The sequence below is a fragment of the Mycobacterium sp. genome (assembly GCF_036488105.1).
GTDB lineage: Bacteria > Actinomycetota > Actinomycetes > Mycobacteriales > Mycobacteriaceae > Mycobacterium.
Genome location: NZ_DASXHW010000483.1, coordinates 1 through 16,677 on the forward strand (window position 1 = coordinate 1; position 16,677 = coordinate 16,677).

At 63.3% G+C, this 16,677-nt stretch carries 18 protein-coding genes; 12 read left to right on the forward strand and 6 right to left on the reverse strand.

Going from position 1 to position 16,677, the window contains the following annotated elements:
- The 6 genes from VGH54_RS25210 to VGH54_RS25235 form a co-directional block, all read right to left on the reverse strand.
- Window positions 1-187 (reverse strand): ATP-binding cassette domain-containing protein (locus tag VGH54_RS25210; protein WP_331514860.1); only part of this gene is annotated, 187 nt, incomplete at its 3' end.
- Window positions 188-372: 185 nt separating this feature from the next.
- Entirely contained in the window at window positions 373-648 is a 276-nt protein-coding gene (locus VGH54_RS25215) for a cytochrome C oxidase subunit IV family protein (protein WP_331514861.1), read from the reverse strand.
- On the reverse strand, window positions 648-1,214 hold the full coding sequence (locus tag VGH54_RS25220; RefSeq protein WP_331514862.1) for a cytochrome c oxidase subunit 3: 567 nt from the start codon (window positions 1,212-1,214) through the stop codon (window positions 648-650). Before VGH54_RS25220 ends, VGH54_RS25215 begins: the two co-directional genes overlap by 1 nt.
- 31 nt (window positions 1,215-1,245) lie before the next feature.
- Window positions 1,246-2,019, reverse strand: coding sequence for a hypothetical protein (locus VGH54_RS25225; protein WP_331514863.1), 774 nt, complete (start codon window positions 2,017-2,019; stop codon window positions 1,246-1,248).
- A 178-nt stretch (window positions 2,020-2,197) separates the two neighbouring features.
- A complete protein-coding gene (locus VGH54_RS25230; RefSeq protein ID WP_331514864.1) occupies window positions 2,198-3,223 on the reverse strand; it encodes an NAD(P)H-dependent glycerol-3-phosphate dehydrogenase in 1,026 nt (341 codons plus the stop codon).
- A gap of 170 nt (window positions 3,224-3,393) precedes the next feature.
- Window positions 3,394-4,698: an ATP-dependent 6-phosphofructokinase gene (locus VGH54_RS25235; protein WP_331514865.1), complete on the reverse strand. Its 1,305-nt coding sequence runs from the start codon at window positions 4,696-4,698 to the stop codon at window positions 3,394-3,396.
- A 326-nt stretch (window positions 4,699-5,024) separates the two neighbouring features.
- On the opposite strand from VGH54_RS25235, the gene VGH54_RS25240 reads away from it, so the two are divergent.
- The 12 genes from VGH54_RS25240 to VGH54_RS25295 form a co-directional block, all read left to right on the forward strand.
- Complete coding sequence (locus VGH54_RS25240; protein WP_331514866.1) at window positions 5,025-6,104, forward strand: acyl-CoA dehydrogenase; 1,080 nt, start codon at window positions 5,025-5,027, stop codon at window positions 6,102-6,104.
- A 103-nt stretch (window positions 6,105-6,207) separates the two neighbouring features.
- Window positions 6,208-7,374, forward strand: a complete 1,167-nt coding sequence (locus VGH54_RS25245) for an acyl-CoA dehydrogenase family protein (protein ID WP_331514867.1) — start codon at window positions 6,208-6,210, stop codon at window positions 7,372-7,374.
- Window positions 7,374-8,150, forward strand: a complete 777-nt coding sequence (locus VGH54_RS25250; RefSeq protein WP_331514868.1) for an SDR family NAD(P)-dependent oxidoreductase — start codon at window positions 7,374-7,376, stop codon at window positions 8,148-8,150. Before VGH54_RS25245 ends, VGH54_RS25250 begins: the two co-directional genes overlap by 1 nt.
- On the forward strand, window positions 8,150-9,352 hold the full coding sequence (locus VGH54_RS25255) for a thiolase family protein (RefSeq protein ID WP_331514869.1): 1,203 nt from the start codon (window positions 8,150-8,152) through the stop codon (window positions 9,350-9,352). The genes VGH54_RS25250 and VGH54_RS25255 overlap by 1 nt, the downstream gene beginning before the upstream one ends.
- On the forward strand, window positions 9,349-10,575 hold the full coding sequence (locus VGH54_RS25260; protein ID WP_331514870.1) for an acetyl-CoA hydrolase/transferase family protein: 1,227 nt from the start codon (window positions 9,349-9,351) through the stop codon (window positions 10,573-10,575). Before VGH54_RS25255 ends, VGH54_RS25260 begins: the two co-directional genes overlap by 4 nt.
- The gene (locus tag VGH54_RS25265; RefSeq protein ID WP_331514871.1) at window positions 10,572-11,513 is read left to right on the forward strand and encodes a hydroxymethylglutaryl-CoA lyase; all 942 of its coding nucleotides are present in this window, start codon (window positions 10,572-10,574) and stop codon (window positions 11,511-11,513) included. Before VGH54_RS25260 ends, VGH54_RS25265 begins: the two co-directional genes overlap by 4 nt.
- Before the next feature lie 31 nt (window positions 11,514-11,544).
- Window positions 11,545-12,303: a glucose 1-dehydrogenase gene (locus VGH54_RS25270; RefSeq protein WP_331514872.1), complete on the forward strand. Its 759-nt coding sequence runs from the start codon at window positions 11,545-11,547 to the stop codon at window positions 12,301-12,303.
- A 45-nt stretch (window positions 12,304-12,348) separates the two neighbouring features.
- Window positions 12,349-13,128 carry an enoyl-CoA hydratase-related protein gene (locus VGH54_RS25275; RefSeq protein WP_414688798.1) on the forward strand — a complete coding sequence of 260 codons (780 nt, stop codon included), beginning with the start codon at window positions 12,349-12,351 and terminating at the stop codon, window positions 13,126-13,128.
- Between the two features lie 16 nt (window positions 13,129-13,144).
- Complete coding sequence (locus tag VGH54_RS25280; protein ID WP_331514874.1) at window positions 13,145-13,957, forward strand: enoyl-CoA hydratase/isomerase family protein; 813 nt, start codon at window positions 13,145-13,147, stop codon at window positions 13,955-13,957.
- Between the two features lie 2 nt (window positions 13,958-13,959).
- Complete coding sequence (locus tag VGH54_RS25285; RefSeq protein WP_331514875.1) at window positions 13,960-14,808, forward strand: enoyl-CoA hydratase/isomerase family protein; 849 nt, start codon at window positions 13,960-13,962, stop codon at window positions 14,806-14,808.
- Complete coding sequence (locus tag VGH54_RS25290) at window positions 14,805-15,737, forward strand: DUF7064 domain-containing protein (protein WP_331514876.1); 933 nt, start codon at window positions 14,805-14,807, stop codon at window positions 15,735-15,737. The genes VGH54_RS25285 and VGH54_RS25290 overlap by 4 nt, the downstream gene beginning before the upstream one ends.
- On the forward strand, window positions 15,737-16,677 hold a 941-nt coding region (locus VGH54_RS25295), incomplete at its 3' end, for a phosphotransferase family protein (protein ID WP_331514877.1). The genes VGH54_RS25290 and VGH54_RS25295, both read left to right, overlap by 1 nt.

The following is a 16,677-nucleotide window of genomic DNA, read 5'->3' on the forward strand; positions in this document are numbered from 1 at the left end:
CCAGGATCGAACCGCGCTCCGGGCGCAACAGGCCGATCAGCGACTTCAAAAACACCGACTTACCCGTACCCGACGGGCCCAGCAGAACGCTGACCTCGCCCTCCGGGACCTCCAACGTGACGTCTTCCCAGATTCGCTGGGCCCCAAAGGACTTCGTCAGTCCCTCAACCTGAATACCGATACCCATCCGAAATGCCTATCGCGACAGCTGTTATTCGGTGAAACAACCTCAGCGGCGGACTTAACTGCTATTCCGGTGTCGTCCCGCGTGGGCGTCTCGTTTGCTAGTAAGACCTTGCTAGCATCGCCGATCCCGATCATTAGCCGCTTCCCCCGAAAGAGCACAGTTTGCTCTCCTACTGGGGGCATGACTCACGTGAGGGACGGGGTGGCGAACCAGAAGCCCAGGATCATCGCCGCCACCGCCACGGGCCAAGCTTGGAAGGCAACACGTACCGGGATCGGTGCGTCGCGCAACTCCATGAAGTCCAGCATCACGTAGCTGACCTTGATCGCAGCAATCGAGAAAATACCGACAACCCCAACAGCGGGGATGAACAGATCTTTTGAAAGTCCCCATGTGGTAACGCAAGTCAGCACCATGAGGCCCAGCCAGACCATGGTAACCCGCTCACGCAACACCGACATCAAGCTGCCTTCTGCAAGTAGAGCAACGGGAAAATGACAATCCACAACAGGTCCACCAGGTGCCAGTAGGAAGCGACGCATTCCGGCACGACCCGTTGCAAGCTGTTGTAGGCGCGGCGCCGGGAGCGAACCCAAAGGTAGCTAAGAAGGCTGGTGCCGAACACGACATGCAATAGATGGATCCCGGTCAGGGTGAAATACCACATGTAGAAGTCGTTGGTGGCCGGCCGGATGCCTTGAGCGAACTTCTCGAAGTACTCGATCGACTTGGACACCATGAACATCAGACCGGTGAGCGCCCCGCCGAGCAGGTAGCGAGGCACTCGGTCGATGAGGTCCCGTTTGAGGGCTTGAATTGCGAGTGCCACCGACCAGGAACTGGTCAACAGAACCAGTGTGTCGATGCCACCCAGATTCATGTTGAGGGTATGACGCGAAGCCTCGAAGACGGCTGGATTGTGCAGCCGAGCCTGCATGAAGCTGGCGAACAGGATCGCGAAGATGACCGAGTCGGCGCCGATCGCAACCCAGACGCCGTCCACACCGGGAAGGCGTCTGGGTGTCACGCGATCATCGGTGGTAACGACCTCCGTGTCACTACTCGTTGACACGCCCCGCGGCCTCGTCTTCGGCCTTGATGCGGTCGACAGCTCGAATGATGTAGTACGACAGCGACGGGATCCAGATGAACCAGGTGAAGAACGCGATCCAGAAGCTGATCACGCCGTTGAAGGCCAGCGGGCCGGTTGTGACGAACGGGATCGCACTGACTGCGAAGAACGATGCAAAGGTGACCCAACCCCACCAGATGACGAATTGCCCGACCAGCTTCTTCTCGCGCCTGTCCCGCATGAACACGATGCTGATTGCGGCGATCTGCAGCGAGGTGACAAAGTAGGCCAAGTCGAAAAGCAGCCAGCCCATCCAATAGAGCATGTGCATGATGCCGGGAGTGAGGTTGTCGACCTCGTGTGCGGCGGTCAGCCAAATCGCCAGAGTCACCATCACAGGCGCACAGGTGATCGTTCCACCCATCATCTCCAGCTTGGACAACAAGCCGTTGGGACCCTCCACACGTTCCATCACGCGAGCGACTGCCACGCTAAATGACATGTAGAAAGCGGTCATCGTGACGCAGATGCTCAACGCAATCAGCAGCGGAAGCCGGAAATCGTGGAAGTGCGCCTTGACCTGTTCCGGCGTCGCGCTGGGCGGGAATGGCGGCATGTTGTGCGCAACAATCCCCCAGAGCACGAAGACCGCGAACAGAAACACAGGACCCGTCCACGCCAGAATCTTCCACGACGTGTAGTCGGTGCGGTACGGCGATAAGTCGCGCGCGGCAGCGGCGGATTCGGCATGTATTGCCATTGGACTTGCTCCTCAATTCACAATGTGCAGGGACACACATCAGCGACCCGGAACCAACGGGCTTCTCACCAATCGTCGCCGACGCCACCGCGGCAGGCTTCACCCGAAAGAGCGGAATTCGCTACCCCGTTCGGGGACATTCATTAGAGCCCGCCGCCCTGCGCACGGAATGCGATCGCTAGAAGCCGGCCCCGTGAACCTCGTGACCGGGGGTTTCCGTCGCGAGCCCGCGGTATGCGTCGTCGGGGGTAGCGCCATGATTGATCACGCCGTCGACTTCACGAGCGATCGGCATGGCAATGCCATACGAATCGGCGAATCCCATCACTACGCTGACGGCTTTGACTCCCTCAGCGACCTGATTCATCGACGCGATGATTTCGTCGATAGGCTTGCCTGCACCGAGTTCCTCGCCGACATGCCGGTTGCGGCTGCGCTGGCTGGTGCATGTGACGATGAGATCGCCCATACCGGCCAGCCCGGCGAAGGTGTCGCGGTAACCACCCGCCGCCTCGCCGAGCTTGGACATCTCGCGCACCGCACGGGTCATCACCATGGCGCGGGTGTTTTCGCCAATGCCCACCGAGTAGCCCATACCTACAGCGATCGCGTAGACATTCTTCAGCGCGCCCGCCATCTCGACGCCAATCACATCGTCGGTGGTGTAAGTCCGAAATCGCTTGGTGCGAAACAACCCGGCAAGATTCGCGGCAAGATTCTGGTCCGACATCGCCAACACGGCCGCGGCCGCATAGCCCTCGGCCACTTCGCCGGCGATATTGGGACCGGCGAGAATACCGGCTGGGTGCCCGGGCAAAACTTCGTCCACAATCTGGCTCATCCGCATGTTAGTGCCCTGTTCGAGGCCCTTGACCAGAGACACCACCGGCACCCATGGGCGAAGCTGGCTGGCCAGCTCGGTGAGCACGTTGCGGAACCCGTGCGAGGGCACCCCCATCACAACAACGTCGGCGCAATCGGCCGCCTCTGCGAAATCGGTGGTGGCGCGCAGCGTATCGCTCAATGCGACGTCATTGCCGAGATAGCGACTATTGCGGTGGTAGTCGTTGATGTCTTTCGCGGTCTCCTCCGAGCGCACCCATTGCAAGGTGGGTCCGCGGCGTGCGCAGATGGAGGCGATGGTCGTGCCCCACGAGCCTCCGCCGAGGACCACGACGTGGGGTTGACGTTGGGTCGGTGTCACGTCGGCCACGCTTTCACTACCGCCACGATGACCGCCTCTCGTAGCACGCGTCAGCTGCGCGAACTCAGACGTCGCCATCCTCGCCGATTCGGCCGGCGCGAGCTTCCCCCCAACGGGGCACCTTTGGCCTGCCTCCTCAGGGCATACCGCAGAGAACCGAACCGACTGGGTCAAACGGTAAGTTCGGAGGCTAGGTCATCGGGCTGGCCAGTCACCGACAGCACTGTCTGCCAGAGGTAGCCATTGGTGTCGACCTGTTTCCGGGAAGCGACCGCCATCGGGATTGGGACATGGGTCAGCCGGCGTCGCCAAGAACCGATCACGATGTCGGTCTTGCCGGCCATGCCGGCGTGAACAGCCGCGTGACCCAACCGAAGACAGAAGTTGGCATCCCGAGCATTCGCAGGCAGACTGCGGATCATGTAGCTGGGGTCGATGTATTTGAGACTTATCGAGGTTCCCCGAGCCTGAAACTCTTCTGGGATAACCTCTTTGAGGTACACCCCGATATCACTATGGCGACGATTCCCTGACGCATCAAACTCCGCTGTCTCACCGAGCAGATTCTGGCCGGCCCCCTCGGCCACGACGATCACCGCATAACCATCCCTCTGGATCCGCTGCCACGCCGCATCGATGACTCCAGCGACGTTAAACGCAATCTCGGGGATCAGGCATAAACCGACTTGGGTATCGGCGAGCGTCGCGAAGCTGGCGATGAACCCGGCGTCGCGACCCATCAACTTCACCAGACCGATGCCGGCTCGGTGGCACGACGCCTCGACAAACGCCGCGCGCGTTGCCTGGCGCGCCGCCTCGACCGCAGTGTCGAATCCGAAAGACTGGTCGATATAGGAGATGTCGTTGTCGATAGTCTTCGGTACACCAACGACCGCGATATCAAGCTTTCGGCGCCGAATCTCCTCGACGATCAAATGCGCCCCGCGGAGCGTTCCATCGCCTCCGACGGTGAACAGCAGTTGGATCCCAAGTCGCTCCAGAGTGTCGACCATTTCATCGACCGGTTGCGGACCGCGGGACGAACCCAGGACACTACCGCCGACCTCATTAATCTGACCGACACGGCGCGTGGTCAGCTCGATCGGTTTCAAAGCGTCTGGCTCGGCTAGACCCGCGTAACCGAACCGGAAGCCGTAAATCGCGGTTACACCGTACTTTCCCTGAAGGCAAAAGACGATCGACCGGATGACGTCGTTCAAGCCGGGACACAGGCCACCACACGTGACAATTCCGCACCGCAGTTCGCCGGGGTTGAAGTAAATCCGTTCTCGCGGCCCAGCTAGCTCGAAGGCGGCCGGATCCACGCCTGCTTCGATCTGCGCGCGCAGTTCGTCAATGTCCGCGCGGAACAACAGCCGTTTCGATGTGTCCATGAAATGCGCGTTCCGCAAAGGCGAAACGACCGTGCACTCGCCGATGCTGTCGGTACTGAAATTTGGCGTCGTTGGCGTCATATTGCGTGCCCCCTCACAGAGGTCGCCATCGTCGCCGACTCAGCCGAGCGAGGCTTCCCCCCGACGAGCACCTTTTGGTCTCCAACTCGGGTCATCTCCCGCAGATTTCCTGTCCAGCGGAGCAATCCACGCGTCAAATGAATACACCACCCGATCCGACGACAAGGGGTGCCTACATGAGTGATCACAAGGTTGCTTCGCAGCGACTCGAATCGCGAGCGGGTCGCCGCAGGATCCGTCGCTTCCATCTCCAGGCCCTCATGGTTTATGGTCTGACCTAAGGACCATTTAGTAAAACTTGGACGAGGTTGGCAGGAGAAAAGCCGATGCGATGGGAGCTTTCCGAAGAGCAGGAGCTGTTCACCACCTCCCTGCGCGAGTGGTTAGGCCAACGTGCCAAGCCAGCCGCGGTGCGCGGCTGGTTGGATGCCGGCGACCCTTCCAGCTTCGAGCGGCTTTTAGCCGGTGAGGGTTGGGCCGGGGTTGGCTTCGACGAGGAACTCGGCGGCCAGGGCGGTGGCTTACTGGAACTCGCACTTACCGCCCGAGAACTTGGGCGGGTGGCGGCGCCGTCAGCCAGCTGGTTGCAGTCGGCGATTGTTGTCCCCGCGCTAGCCGACGAGCCGGCGCTGGTACGTGCGGCAAACGAGTCTGGTCAGTTGACCGCGTTGGCGGTACGGGCCGATCGCATACCGGCGGCGTGGTCCTCGGTGGAGAGTCGGGCTGACCGGCTGCACGGACGCATACCTTGCGTACTGGCCGCCATCCGGGCGGCACGATTTGTGGTTCCCGTAGCCGATGAAGGAAAGCTGTCACTGTGGCTCGTGGATGCCGCTGACCGCAGGGTAGGGCTTCACCCCCGCTCGTTGCTGGACCGCTCGAGAGACGCCGCTGATGTCACCCTCGACGACGTACCGGCACGGCGGCTCGACGCCGACGCGACCGCGGTCATCGGTGAAATCGCCACCCGGGCAGCGGTTCTGACGGCCGCCGATGCATTGGGCGCATCGGAACGGATGCTCCAACTCGCTGTCGACTACAGCAAGCAGCGAGAGCAGTTCGGCCAGCCGATCGGCGCATTCCAGGCGGTCAAACACGCCGCCGCACAGATGTTGGTCACCGTAGAGTCCTCGCTCTCCATTGTCTGCTACGCGGCAGAATCGGCTGAGGAAGGTTTGCCTGACCGTGCGACCCATGCCGCGGTCGCCAAGGCGCAAGTCACCGGCGGCTGCGCTGCGCTCGCCGATAGCGCACTGACGCTCCACGGCGCCATTGGCTACACCTGGGAGCATGACCTGCACCTCTTTTACAAGCGCGCCAAGCTCGACCGCGTGCTGTTCGGCACACCGGCCGCGTGGAACGAGCGCATCGCGGACGTACTGCCGTTGTTGCCAACCACGGCGTGACCATCGTGGGTGACGAGCGCCTGAACATCCGGCCTTTCCTTTTGGTCTGTCCATTAGTATGATTAGTCCTTAGATCGAACACCCAATCCGAGTGGAGAGCGTCGTGGATTTCCAGCTGAGCGATGACCAGCAGACGATCCGCGCTGCGGTCGCTGAACTTGCAGGGAAGTTCGACGACCACTACTGGATGACCAAGGACCAACAGCACGAGTTCCCGACCGAGTTTTACGACGCGTTCGCGGAAGGCGGCTGGCTCGGCATCACCACGCCGGAGGAATACGGCGGCCATGGATTCGGCATCACCGAGGCGTCCATTCTCCTGGAGGAAGTCGCGGCCAGTGGTGCGGGAATGAACGGCGCAAGCTCCATGCACATGTCGATATTCGGCATGCATCCGGTGATCGTGCATGGATCCGAGGAGCTCAAATCGCGCACCCTGCCCCGAATCGTGACAGGTGATCTGCATGTATGTTTCGGCGTCACCGAACCCGGGGCGGGACTGGATACCACAAAGATCACCACGTTCGCGCGCCGCGAGGACGATCACTACGTCGTCAACGGGCGCAAGGTGTGGATCTCCAAGGCGCTGGAGTCCGAGAAGGTGCTGTTGCTGACTCGCACCACCAAGTTCGAGGACGCGAAGCGCAAAACGGATGGTATGACGTTGTTTTTGACCGACCTCGATCGCAGCAAGGTCGAGATTCGCCCAATTCCTAAGATGGGTCGAAACGCGGTGTCCTCCAATGAGTTATTCATTGATGGCCTCGAGATTCCCGTCGAGGATCGTGTCGGCGAAGAGGGCCAAGGTTTCCGTTACATCCTCGACGGCCTGAACCCCGAACGCTGCCTCATCGCCGCCGAAGCGCTGGGCATGGGGCGCGCCGCGCTCCGAGCCGCGGTGCGCTACGGCAACGAACGGGAGGTGTTCGGCCGCCCGATCGGAATGAATCAGGGGCTGCAGTTCCCGCTGGCCGACTCACTGGCCCGACTCGACGCCGCCGAACTGGTGCTACGCAAGGCAACCTGGCTCTACGACAACGGCAAACCCTGTGCACGCGAAGCCAATACGGCCAAGTACCTGTGCGCCGATGCAGCGTTCACCGCTGCCGACCGCGCCCTGCAGACACACGGCGGCATGGGGTACTCCGAGGAGTACCACGTCGCGCGGTATTTCCGCGAGGCGCGGCTGACCCGCATCGCCCCGATCAGCCAGGAGATGGTGCTCAACTACCTAGGTGAGCACGTGCTGGGCCTGCCGAGGAGCTACTGATGGCGCAACAGCAGCAGCAACGTGATGTATTTCGGCTCGACGGGCGCTCAGCGCTGGTCACCGGTGCGGGCAGCGGACTCGGCGAAGCGATCGCCCGGGCCTTCGCGGCCGCCGGCGCCGCTGTTCTGGCAACCGACGTCGACAAGGACGCCGCCGTTGCCACAGCGGAATCGATCAGCGCCGCGGGCGGCACCGCACAGCCGTTTGTCCTTGACGTGCGCGACTCGGCAGCGGCAAAAGAAGCCGCTGGAGCAGCAGCCGAACTCGGCGGCGGCACATTAAACATTCTGGTCAACAACGCCGGCGCCGTCGCACCCGCGATGTTCGCCGACCTTTCCGAGGAGAAGTTCCGTCGTATCATCGACATCCATCTAGTAGGCAGCTTCGTCTGCAGCCAGGCCGCATTGCACCACATCCGTGCCGATGGAACCGGGCGCATCATCAACGTCACCTCGGCGGCCGGCCTCACCGGAACAATCGGCCAAGCCAATTACGGGGCCGCCAAGGCGGGCATCGTCGGCCTGACGAAATCGCTGGCCCGCGAGCTCGCGCGCCGATCCATCACCGTTAACGCCGTCGCGCCGCTGGCTGCGACGGCCATGACAGCCAACATCCGCAACAACGAAAAGCTGGCAGCGAAGACGCTGGCTCGAATCCCACTGGGGCGGTGGGCCTTCCCGGACGAGATAGCACCAACGTTCGTCTTCCTGGCCTCTGACGCCGCGTCCTACATCACCGGCCAGGTGCTGCCGGTCGACGGCGGGACGGTAATCTGATGCCCCACAACGTGACTGGGCCGTTCGCCTCGACGGGCCGCGAGGTCTACATCGCCGAAGCGGTGCGCACCCCGGTAGGCAAATCGCATCCGGAGCGGGGGTGGTATCGCGACGTCCACCCCAACGCGATGCTGGCGGCCTGTTACACCGAGCTGATCAAACGTTCGAAAATCCAGCCCGCAGAGGTCGAAGACCTCGTGATCGGCTGCACCGCCCCGTTCGGCGAACAATCGCGCAACATTGCTCGCAACGCCTGGTTGCAAGCGGGGTATCCGCCCGAAGTGCCGGCCACCACACTCGACCGGCGTTGCGGTTCAGCGCAAACCGCAGTGGAAATGGCTGCCGCGCTGGTGGCGTCGGGCACGCACGACATCATCATTGCCGGCGGCGTGGAGCACATGGGCCATGTCCCGATCGACTCCCCCATCAAGATCTCCGAGTTGTACGGCGACCCCTGGCCGGCCGAGCTGCGCGACCGATACGCCTTTGTGCACCAAGGCGAAAGCGCCGAGCTGATCGCCGACCGCTGGGAACTGAGCCGTGAGGAGATGGATGTCTTCGCGGCGCGGTCACACCACAACGCGAGCAAGGCCATCGCCGACGGTCGATTCGTCGGCGAAATGGCGCCAATGACCCTCGACGGCCAAATCCGCCACTCCGACCAGTGCGTACGCCCGGAAACCACCGTGGAAAGCCTGGCCAACCTCAAAGCGGTGTTCCGCAAGGAAGGCGGACGAATCACCGCCGGATCGTCATCACCCATCAGCGACGGCGCAGCCGCCGTTTTGCTGTGCTCCGGTGACGCGGCGCAGCGGCTGGGGCTGCGACCGCGCGCCCGCATCATCGACCAAACCACCGTCGGTGTCGATCCGATCATCATGCTTACCGGGCCCATTCCGGCAACCCGGAAGTTGTTGCAGCGCAACAATCTCAGCATCGACGACATCGACCTATTCGAGGTCAACGAGGCGTTCTCTTCGGTAGTGCTGGCCTGGCAGCGCGAGCTGCGTCCCGACGTCGACCGCGTCAACGTCAATGGTGGTGCGATCGCGCTGGGCCACGCCGTCGGAGCGACCGGGGCCAGGTTGATCGCCACCCTGATCCCTGAGCTCGAACGCCGCGACGCCGACCTCGGGCTGGTGACCATGTGCTGCGGCGGGGGCCTGGGGACAGGAACCTTGATCCAACGGGTACCGACGTGATCAATCTCGGCGACTACGTGACGGCTGGCGCCGGCGTCTGGTGGGGGCAGGCCGCCGCCGAGCCGCGGCCCCTGGTCGACGCGCTGATCGAGCAGACCGACCAGATCGGCCCGTTACGAGTTTTCACCGGGCTGAGCTGGAATGACCAACTCGCTGTCAGCATGCCCGACGCTCTGTCGATGGTCTCCTACGGCGGGCTTGGTGAACTTCGTGAACTCAGCAAATCGGGGCGACTCGAGGTGGTGCCCTGCCACTACTCGGCGCTGCCGCGAATGTTCGCGGAACGCCGTCTGCCGTGCGATGTCGGCTTGGTGCAGGTGTCACCACCCGACGCCGACGGGATGTGCTCACTGGGCGTCGGTGTCGACTATGTCGCCGACGCCATTCCGCACACGCCGACACTGATCGCTGAGATCAACGCTCAGATGCCGGCCACCCTGGGAACCACGCCGATACCACTCGATCGCTTCGCAGCCACCATCGCCACTGACCGGGCGCTGCCCGAGGACGTACTGCGGGCGCCCAGCGAGGCCGACCGGGTTCTCGCCGCCCGGATCGCTGAGCTCATCGACGACGGCGACACCGTTCAACTCGGGGTCGGATCGCTGGGTTCGGCCGTGCTCGACGCCCTGGCTTGCCATCAGGATTTGGGCATCCACACCGGGATGATCACCGATGGCCTGCTCCGATTGATCGACAAAGGCGTGGTCACCGGCAAGCTCAAGGAGATCGACACCGGCCTGGCTGTCGTGGGGACCGCGCTGGGCTCGGCAGAATTGTATAAGCGCGCCGGCGACCTGCCGGTGCGTTTCCTGCCAACCAGTTATACCCATGCACCGCAGGTGCTTTCGCAGCTGCGTTCGCTGGTCTCGGTCAACTTCGCCGTCGAGGTCGATCTCACCGGCCAGGTCGGCGCCGAGGTAAGCCGCGGCGTTTATATCGGTGCCGTCGGCGGTCAGGTGGATTTCGCCAGGGCCGCCGCGTTGACCGGCAAGCGATCCATCATCGCGCTGCGGGCGACCTCGCGCGGCACCTCGACGATCAAGCCCGCGCTCGACGGCGGTGTCGTCACCACCACGCGCTCCGACGTCGACACCGTCGTCACCGAATACGGCGTCGCGCATTTGCGCGGGTGCAGCCTCGCTGAACGAGGACGCAGGCTCACCGCGATCGCCGCCCCCGAATTCCGCGACCAGCTTGACCGCGAAAGGAGCACATTGTGAATAGATTGCCCGCGCACGTCGACATCCGCGAGGTAGGCCCGCGCGACGGCTTTCAGAATGAACCCGAGACCATCGCCACCGCCGACAAAATCGATCTGATCAACCAGCTGGCTCGGACCGGGCTGCGCCGCATCGAGGTTGCCAGTTTTGTGCGACCAGACGTCATCCCCCAGCTGTCCGACGGCGTCGAGGTGCTGCGCGGCATCGATGTGCCCGACTACGTGTCGCTGATGGTATTGGTGCCCAACAGCAAAGGACTCGACAACGCACTCAAGGTGCGCGAGACGTTCTCCGAGGTGGCAATCTTCGTCAGCGCCTCGGAGACACATAACAAGAAGAACGTGAACCGAAGCATCGCCGAGTCGATGACCGACAATGAAGTCATCGCTAAGCGCATCGTCGCCGAGGATCTGCGGTGCGCCGCCGTCATCGCGACCTCGTACGGTTGTCCGTTTGAGGGCAAGGTGCCGATGAAGCGAGTGCTCGACATCGCCGAGCAGTTCGCTGCTGCGGGCGCCAGCGAGGTCGGGTTCGGCGACACCACCGGGATGGCCAATCCCGCCTATGTCGGTGAGTTCTTCGCTGCCGCTATCGAACGGCTGCCCGGTGTCGAGGTCACCGCCCACTTCCACAACACCCGTGGCCAGGGACTGGCCAATGCTTACGCCGCGCTGCAGGCCGGGTGCACCAGCTTCGAATCGAGCTTCGGCGAACTCGGCGGCTGCCCGGTGCCGGCTGGTTCGACCGGAAACATCGCCTCGGAGGATCTGATCAGCATGTTCCAGGAGATGGACGTGTCCACCGGGGTATCGCTGCCGGCCATCATCAACGCGGCCCGCGCCGCTCAGAGCGTGCTCGGCCGCAAACTGACCAGCCACTCCATCGTCGCCGGGCCGATCGACTGGGCACCCAACCCAGGCGTTAAGTCCTGCCGCTAAGCAGTCCATTACTCAAAGGAGAGAGCAGATCATGACCAACCGCGTCGCATTCGTCACCGGCGGAGCCCAAGGCATCGGCCAAGGCATTTCTGAAACACTGGGCGCCAACGGGTTCCGGGTCGCTGTCGCCGACCTCAACCTGGAGGCGGCCGAAGCCACCGCAAAGCGCATTGCCGAGTCCGGCGGCGAAGCCATCGCGGTTCACGTCGATGTGACCGACACCGACTCGGTACGCGGCGCGGTCAAGACCGTCGCCGCCGAACTCGGGGACATCGAGATCGTGGTCAACAACGCCGGCTGGGACGACTTCATGCCGTTCTTGAAAACTTCCGAGGACTTCTGGGACAAGATCCTTGACATCAACTTCAAGGGCGCACTGCGCGTCATCCACGCCGTCGTGCCCGGCATGGTGGAACGCGGGTTCGGCCGGGTGATCAACATCGGTTCGGACGCCGGCCGCGTCGGGTCCTCGCTGGAATCGGTCTACTCCGGCGCTAAGGGCGGCATCATCGCGTTTACCAAAACCCTGGCCCGCGAAGTGGCGACCAAAGGGGTGACCGCGAACACCGTCTGCCCCGGCCCCACCGACACGCCGGCGCTGCGCAAGTTCGCCGACAGCTCTGGCCAGGAAGCCGACAAGGTGATCGGTGGGATGACCCGCTCCGTGCCGATGAAACGGCTCGCTCAGCCGTCGGATATCGCCGCCGCCGTCGCCTTCTTCGCCTCCGATGCCGCCGAGTACATCACCGGCCAGACGCTGTCCGTCAGCGGTGGACTCACCATGGCGTAGCGGTCAAACCGCTACGCAAAAAATCAAGGAGATAGATCAATGATGCTGTCCGAAAACGGTTCACCGGTAAGCCTGCGCATCACGGGCTCGGTGATCGAGATCATACTCAACCGGCCGCCAGCCAACGCGTTGGGCCTGCCAATCATCGACGGGTTGCATAAAGCGCTCGATGCCGCTGATGCCTTGCCCGCCAAGGTCATTGTGGTGTCCTCGGCGGTGCCTGGCTTCTTCGCTGCCGGTGCCGACATCAAACACATGTCGTCCGTGGACGCGGCATCGTTCGCTGCATATGGGGACGCTCTCCGCGGCGCCGTCGAGCGTCTGGCAGCCCACCCCGCGGTGTCGGTGGCTGCCGTCGACGGGCTAGCCCTGGGTGGCGGTCTGGAGCTAGCGATGGCGTGCACGCTGCGTGTCGGCGCTGCGGGGGCGCGGTTTGGTTTGCCCGAAGTCAAACTCGGCCTCATTCCGGGCGCCGGGGGGACGCAGCGCCTGCCCCGTCTAATCGGACGGGGCCGAGCGTTGGACATCATGCTCACCGGACGCGAGGTGGAGGCGGACGAGGCGTTCTGGATCGGGCTGATAGACCGTCTTGCTGAACCGGACACCACCGCCAGGGCAACGGCATGGCAGCTGGCCGTTGCGTTGACTGGCGCCTCATCACCCGCGCAGCGTGCGGTCGTCCGCACGGTGGCCGCGGCGTATGACCGGCCGCTGGCCGAAGGTCTGCGCCACGAGGCCGAACAGGTCCAAGAGCTGTTCGAACAGGGCGAGGCAGCCGAGGGCATTCGGGCGTTCATCGACAAACGCGCCCCCGAATTCGTCTGATTCAAAGGAACTTCCGATGATCGATCTCAAACGGCGTTATCAGACATTGCTTCTCGAGTCACCCGCGGACGCTGTACTCCAACTGACGTTGAACCGGCCCGAGCGGCTCAACGCTATGACAGTAACCATGTTCGACGAACTCGAGTCGGTCGCGCGCGCGATCGCGGACGACCGTGACGTCCGCGTCGTGATCCTGACCGGAGCCGGTAGGGCATTCTGCGCGGGCTACGACCTGGACGAAGCCGAGGAACTGGCCTCGTTGTCGGCCTTGGGCATGCTTGACCGCCAAGAGCGCGCGGCCCGCGCGCTGAGCGCCGTGCGGGCAATACCGGTACCGGTGATCGCCGCGGTGAATGGGCCCGCCGCCGGCGGCGGCATGTCGCTGACCCTGATGGCCGACATCCGACTCGGGTCGCCTGCCGCGAAGTTCAACGCCGCGTTCGTACGGATCGGGCTCTCCGCGGGCGACCTGGGGGCGTCCTGGCTACTGCCTCGGCTGATCGGCCCCTCGGCGGCCGCCGAAATCGGTTTCACCGGACGTATCGTCTATGCAGAAGAAGCTGAACGGCTCGGCCTGCTCAACCGGGTGACTGGTCCCGACGACTTGCTCGACGAAACCCTGGCCATGGCAACCCAGATCTGCGCCAACTCTCCCGGCGGCATCCGGATCTCCAAACGCGCATTGCAGGCGAACATGGAAGTCGCATCCTTCGCCGCGGCGCTCGAACTGGAAAACCGCGGCCAGGCACTGCTGACGCGCTGCGACGACATGACCGAGGCGTTGCAGGCCTTCAAGGCCAAGCGACCACCAAACTTTTCCGGGCGGTGAGCATGAGCACCGCCACATCGCACTGGAATCGGGTATCGCGGCGGCCGCTGGCCGATGTGCTTGGCGAACTGCGTACGGCCCAGAACCTGGCCTTCGATGAACTTCGACCAGGCATCGTTGTCATGTCGGTGAACCGGCCACACCGTGCGAACTCGCAGACAGTCGGCATGTTCGGCGAAATAGCTTGGGCCACTGCATTGTTGCGTCATGCCCCGTTACATGCATTGATCGTCACCGGGGCGGGTGGAAAGGCGTTCTGCACCGGCTTCGATCTGGACGAGGTGGACGTCCTGACCCGGATGTCGGTGTCAGAGTTCACCGATCTCGTTGAGACCGCCGCCGCCGGGTCCACCGGGCTGCGCGCTCTGCCGTACCCGGTGATCGCCGCGGTCGGTGGCCCGGCGGCCGGCGGTGGTTTGTCACTGGCGTTGGCCGCCGACATCCGCGTCGCCGACCAGACGGCCAGTTTTAGCGCCGGATTTGTGCGGGTCGGGTTGTCCATTGGCGAGCTAGGCACTTCGTGGAATTTGATCCGGCTGATCGGGCCGGGCCGGGCGGCGGAGCTGGCGTTCACCGGGCGGACGGTGCGAGCCGTCGAAGCCCATCGCATCGGACTGGCCGACCGGCTCGCCGAGACGGGCAGTGCGCTCGACGCAGCGATCGAGCTGGCCGAAACCGTCGCGGAAAACTCCGACGACAGTATGCGATCCTCCAAGAACGCACTGGTCCGCAATCTCGAGAACAACTCCTTCAGGTCCGCGCTGGAGATGGACACCCGCGGCCAGGCGCTAGCCCTGCAGGTTCTGACCACCCGCAGCGCACTATTGAAGCTGCAGGAGGAGTCACAGTGACCGCATCGGAAGAACTGCGCACCGGGCTCGGCCCCGCCGACGACCTCCGGCACCGATCGGTGGCCGGGGAGAGAACGCGCGACTCCCTGTTCTGGGAACTGATCATGCCGGAAGAACAACTTGGCCTCCAGGTCTACCTTTACCTGACGGGCAGCGGTAAGGCCGGCTACAACGTCTGCGTCTGGGGCCCGGATGCCCGCCGTCTGGCGCTGCACCTCCACCAGGGGCGGGTGCCCGATCATTCCGATCTTGACGACTTCTCATTCGACGGGCTGACGCTCACGCAGCCTGAGTTACGCAAGTCCTGTGTGCTCGCCTACCAACGTGACGACGTGCGAATCGATTTCGCGTTTACCGGTATTCACGATGCGTTCAGCTACCACTCCAATCCGGACGGGCTGCCCTCGTGGTTTGCGGTGAACCGGATCGAGCAAACTGGAAGGGTGCACGGAGCACTCGAAGTCGCAGGCCGGCGCATCGAGTTGGACCGAATGGGACATCGAGATCACTCGTGGGGGGTCCGCGACTGGGGCGTCCCGCAGCATTGGAAATGGTTCGTCGCGTACACCGAATCGGGCCGCGCGCTCAACGGGTGGATTTGGATCGCCAAGGGCGAGTGGGGGTTCGCCGGCTACGTCGTGCGCGACGGAGTCACATACCCAGTCCGCTATATCGACCACCGCGCCGACTACGACGAACAGATGCGCCAACGTCGGCTGCAGGCGACTTTGACCGATGTCACCGGTGCGCAAACCGAGCTGGAGCTCGACGTCTTCGGTGTGATCGAGTTACCAACCCACGACCGGTTGCAGACTGTTATTCGCGAAGGAGCTTGCCGAGCCGTCATCGACGGCGAACAAGGGGCGGGGCAGTTCGAGACACACTGGCAGGGAAGCTACCTGGACTACCTTTCGGAACAGGAAACGTGATGTGGTCGTGGTCTGAGGCCGAGCTCCTACGGCTGGGTTCTTTCCTTGCCGACCATGGCCTGTGTGGCCCGACGGTCACCGCGCAGGCCATCGGAGACGGGCATTCGAACCTGACATTCCTGGTGTCAGACGGACATTCGCGGATGGTAGTGCGCCGACCACCGCCGCCCCCGCTGCCGCCCGGCGCCCACGATGTGCTGCGCGAAGCGAAGCTGCTGACGGCGTTGTCCCAGACTCTCGTTCCGGCGCCCGCTGTGTTGGCAACCGCAGATGCCGGCGAGCTACTCGACGTTCCAGCGTTCGTGATGGACTTCGTCGATGGGGCCGTGATCACCAACTCGACACCTGCACCTGACGATGACCCGCGACTACGCAGGCGCATCGGCGAATCACTGGTGGACACCCTTGCCGAATTGCACAGCGTGGCTTGGCGTGAGATCGGACTCAGCGACTTCGGGAAGCCCGATGGGTTCAACGCCCGACAATTGCGGCGAATGCAGTCGCTGATCGCTGCAGACGGCGCGGTACCAAAGCCATTCGCCGAACTCGACGGCTGGCTGCATGCCCACCTCCCGCCTGAATCGCGAGTAGCAATTGTTCACAACGACTTCCGTATCGGCAACATGATCGTCAACATGAAGGTCGGCTCCATCGCAGCAGTCCTTGACTGGGAGCTCGCCACTATCGGGGACCCACTGGCCGACCTGGGGTACTTCCTCACGTCATACCCTGGTCCGGGTGATCCGCTGGTGCCGACATCCGCGATGGGCACAGCCGTTCTGGAACCGGGCTATCCCGGACGAGCTGAGCTGCTCGATCGATACGTCGACCGCACCGGCGCTGATGTGTCAGCGGTGAATTGGTACGCGGCGCTGGCGATGTACAAGCTCGCCGCGCTCTACGAGTACAGCCGCAGGCGATTCGAAAGTGGTGTCGGCGA

What these genes read in the sequence shown, in the direction of transcription:
- VGH54_RS25215 (WP_331514861.1), bottom strand. Translation starts at nt 648, where the DNA reads ATGTCGGTGTTGCGTGAGCGGGTTACCATGGTCTGGCTGGGCCTCATG.
- VGH54_RS25225 (WP_331514863.1), bottom strand. Translation starts at nt 2,019, where the DNA reads ATGGCAATACATGCCGAATCCGCCGCTGCCGCGCGCGACTTATCGCCG.
- VGH54_RS25235 (WP_331514865.1), bottom strand. Translation starts at nt 4,698, where the DNA reads ATGACGCCAACGACGCCAAATTTCAGTACCGACAGCATCGGCGAGTGC.
- VGH54_RS25240 (WP_331514866.1), top strand. Translation starts at nt 5,025, where the DNA reads ATGCGATGGGAGCTTTCCGAAGAGCAGGAGCTGTTCACCACCTCCCTG.
- VGH54_RS25250 (WP_331514868.1), top strand. Translation starts at nt 7,374, where the DNA reads ATGGCGCAACAGCAGCAGCAACGTGATGTATTTCGGCTCGACGGGCGC.
- VGH54_RS25255 (WP_331514869.1), top strand. Translation starts at nt 8,150, where the DNA reads ATGCCCCACAACGTGACTGGGCCGTTCGCCTCGACGGGCCGCGAGGTC.
- VGH54_RS25270 (WP_331514872.1), top strand. Translation starts at nt 11,545, where the DNA reads ATGACCAACCGCGTCGCATTCGTCACCGGCGGAGCCCAAGGCATCGGC.
- VGH54_RS25280 (WP_331514874.1), top strand. Translation starts at nt 13,145, where the DNA reads ATGATCGATCTCAAACGGCGTTATCAGACATTGCTTCTCGAGTCACCC.
- VGH54_RS25285 (WP_331514875.1), top strand. Translation starts at nt 13,960, where the DNA reads ATGAGCACCGCCACATCGCACTGGAATCGGGTATCGCGGCGGCCGCTG.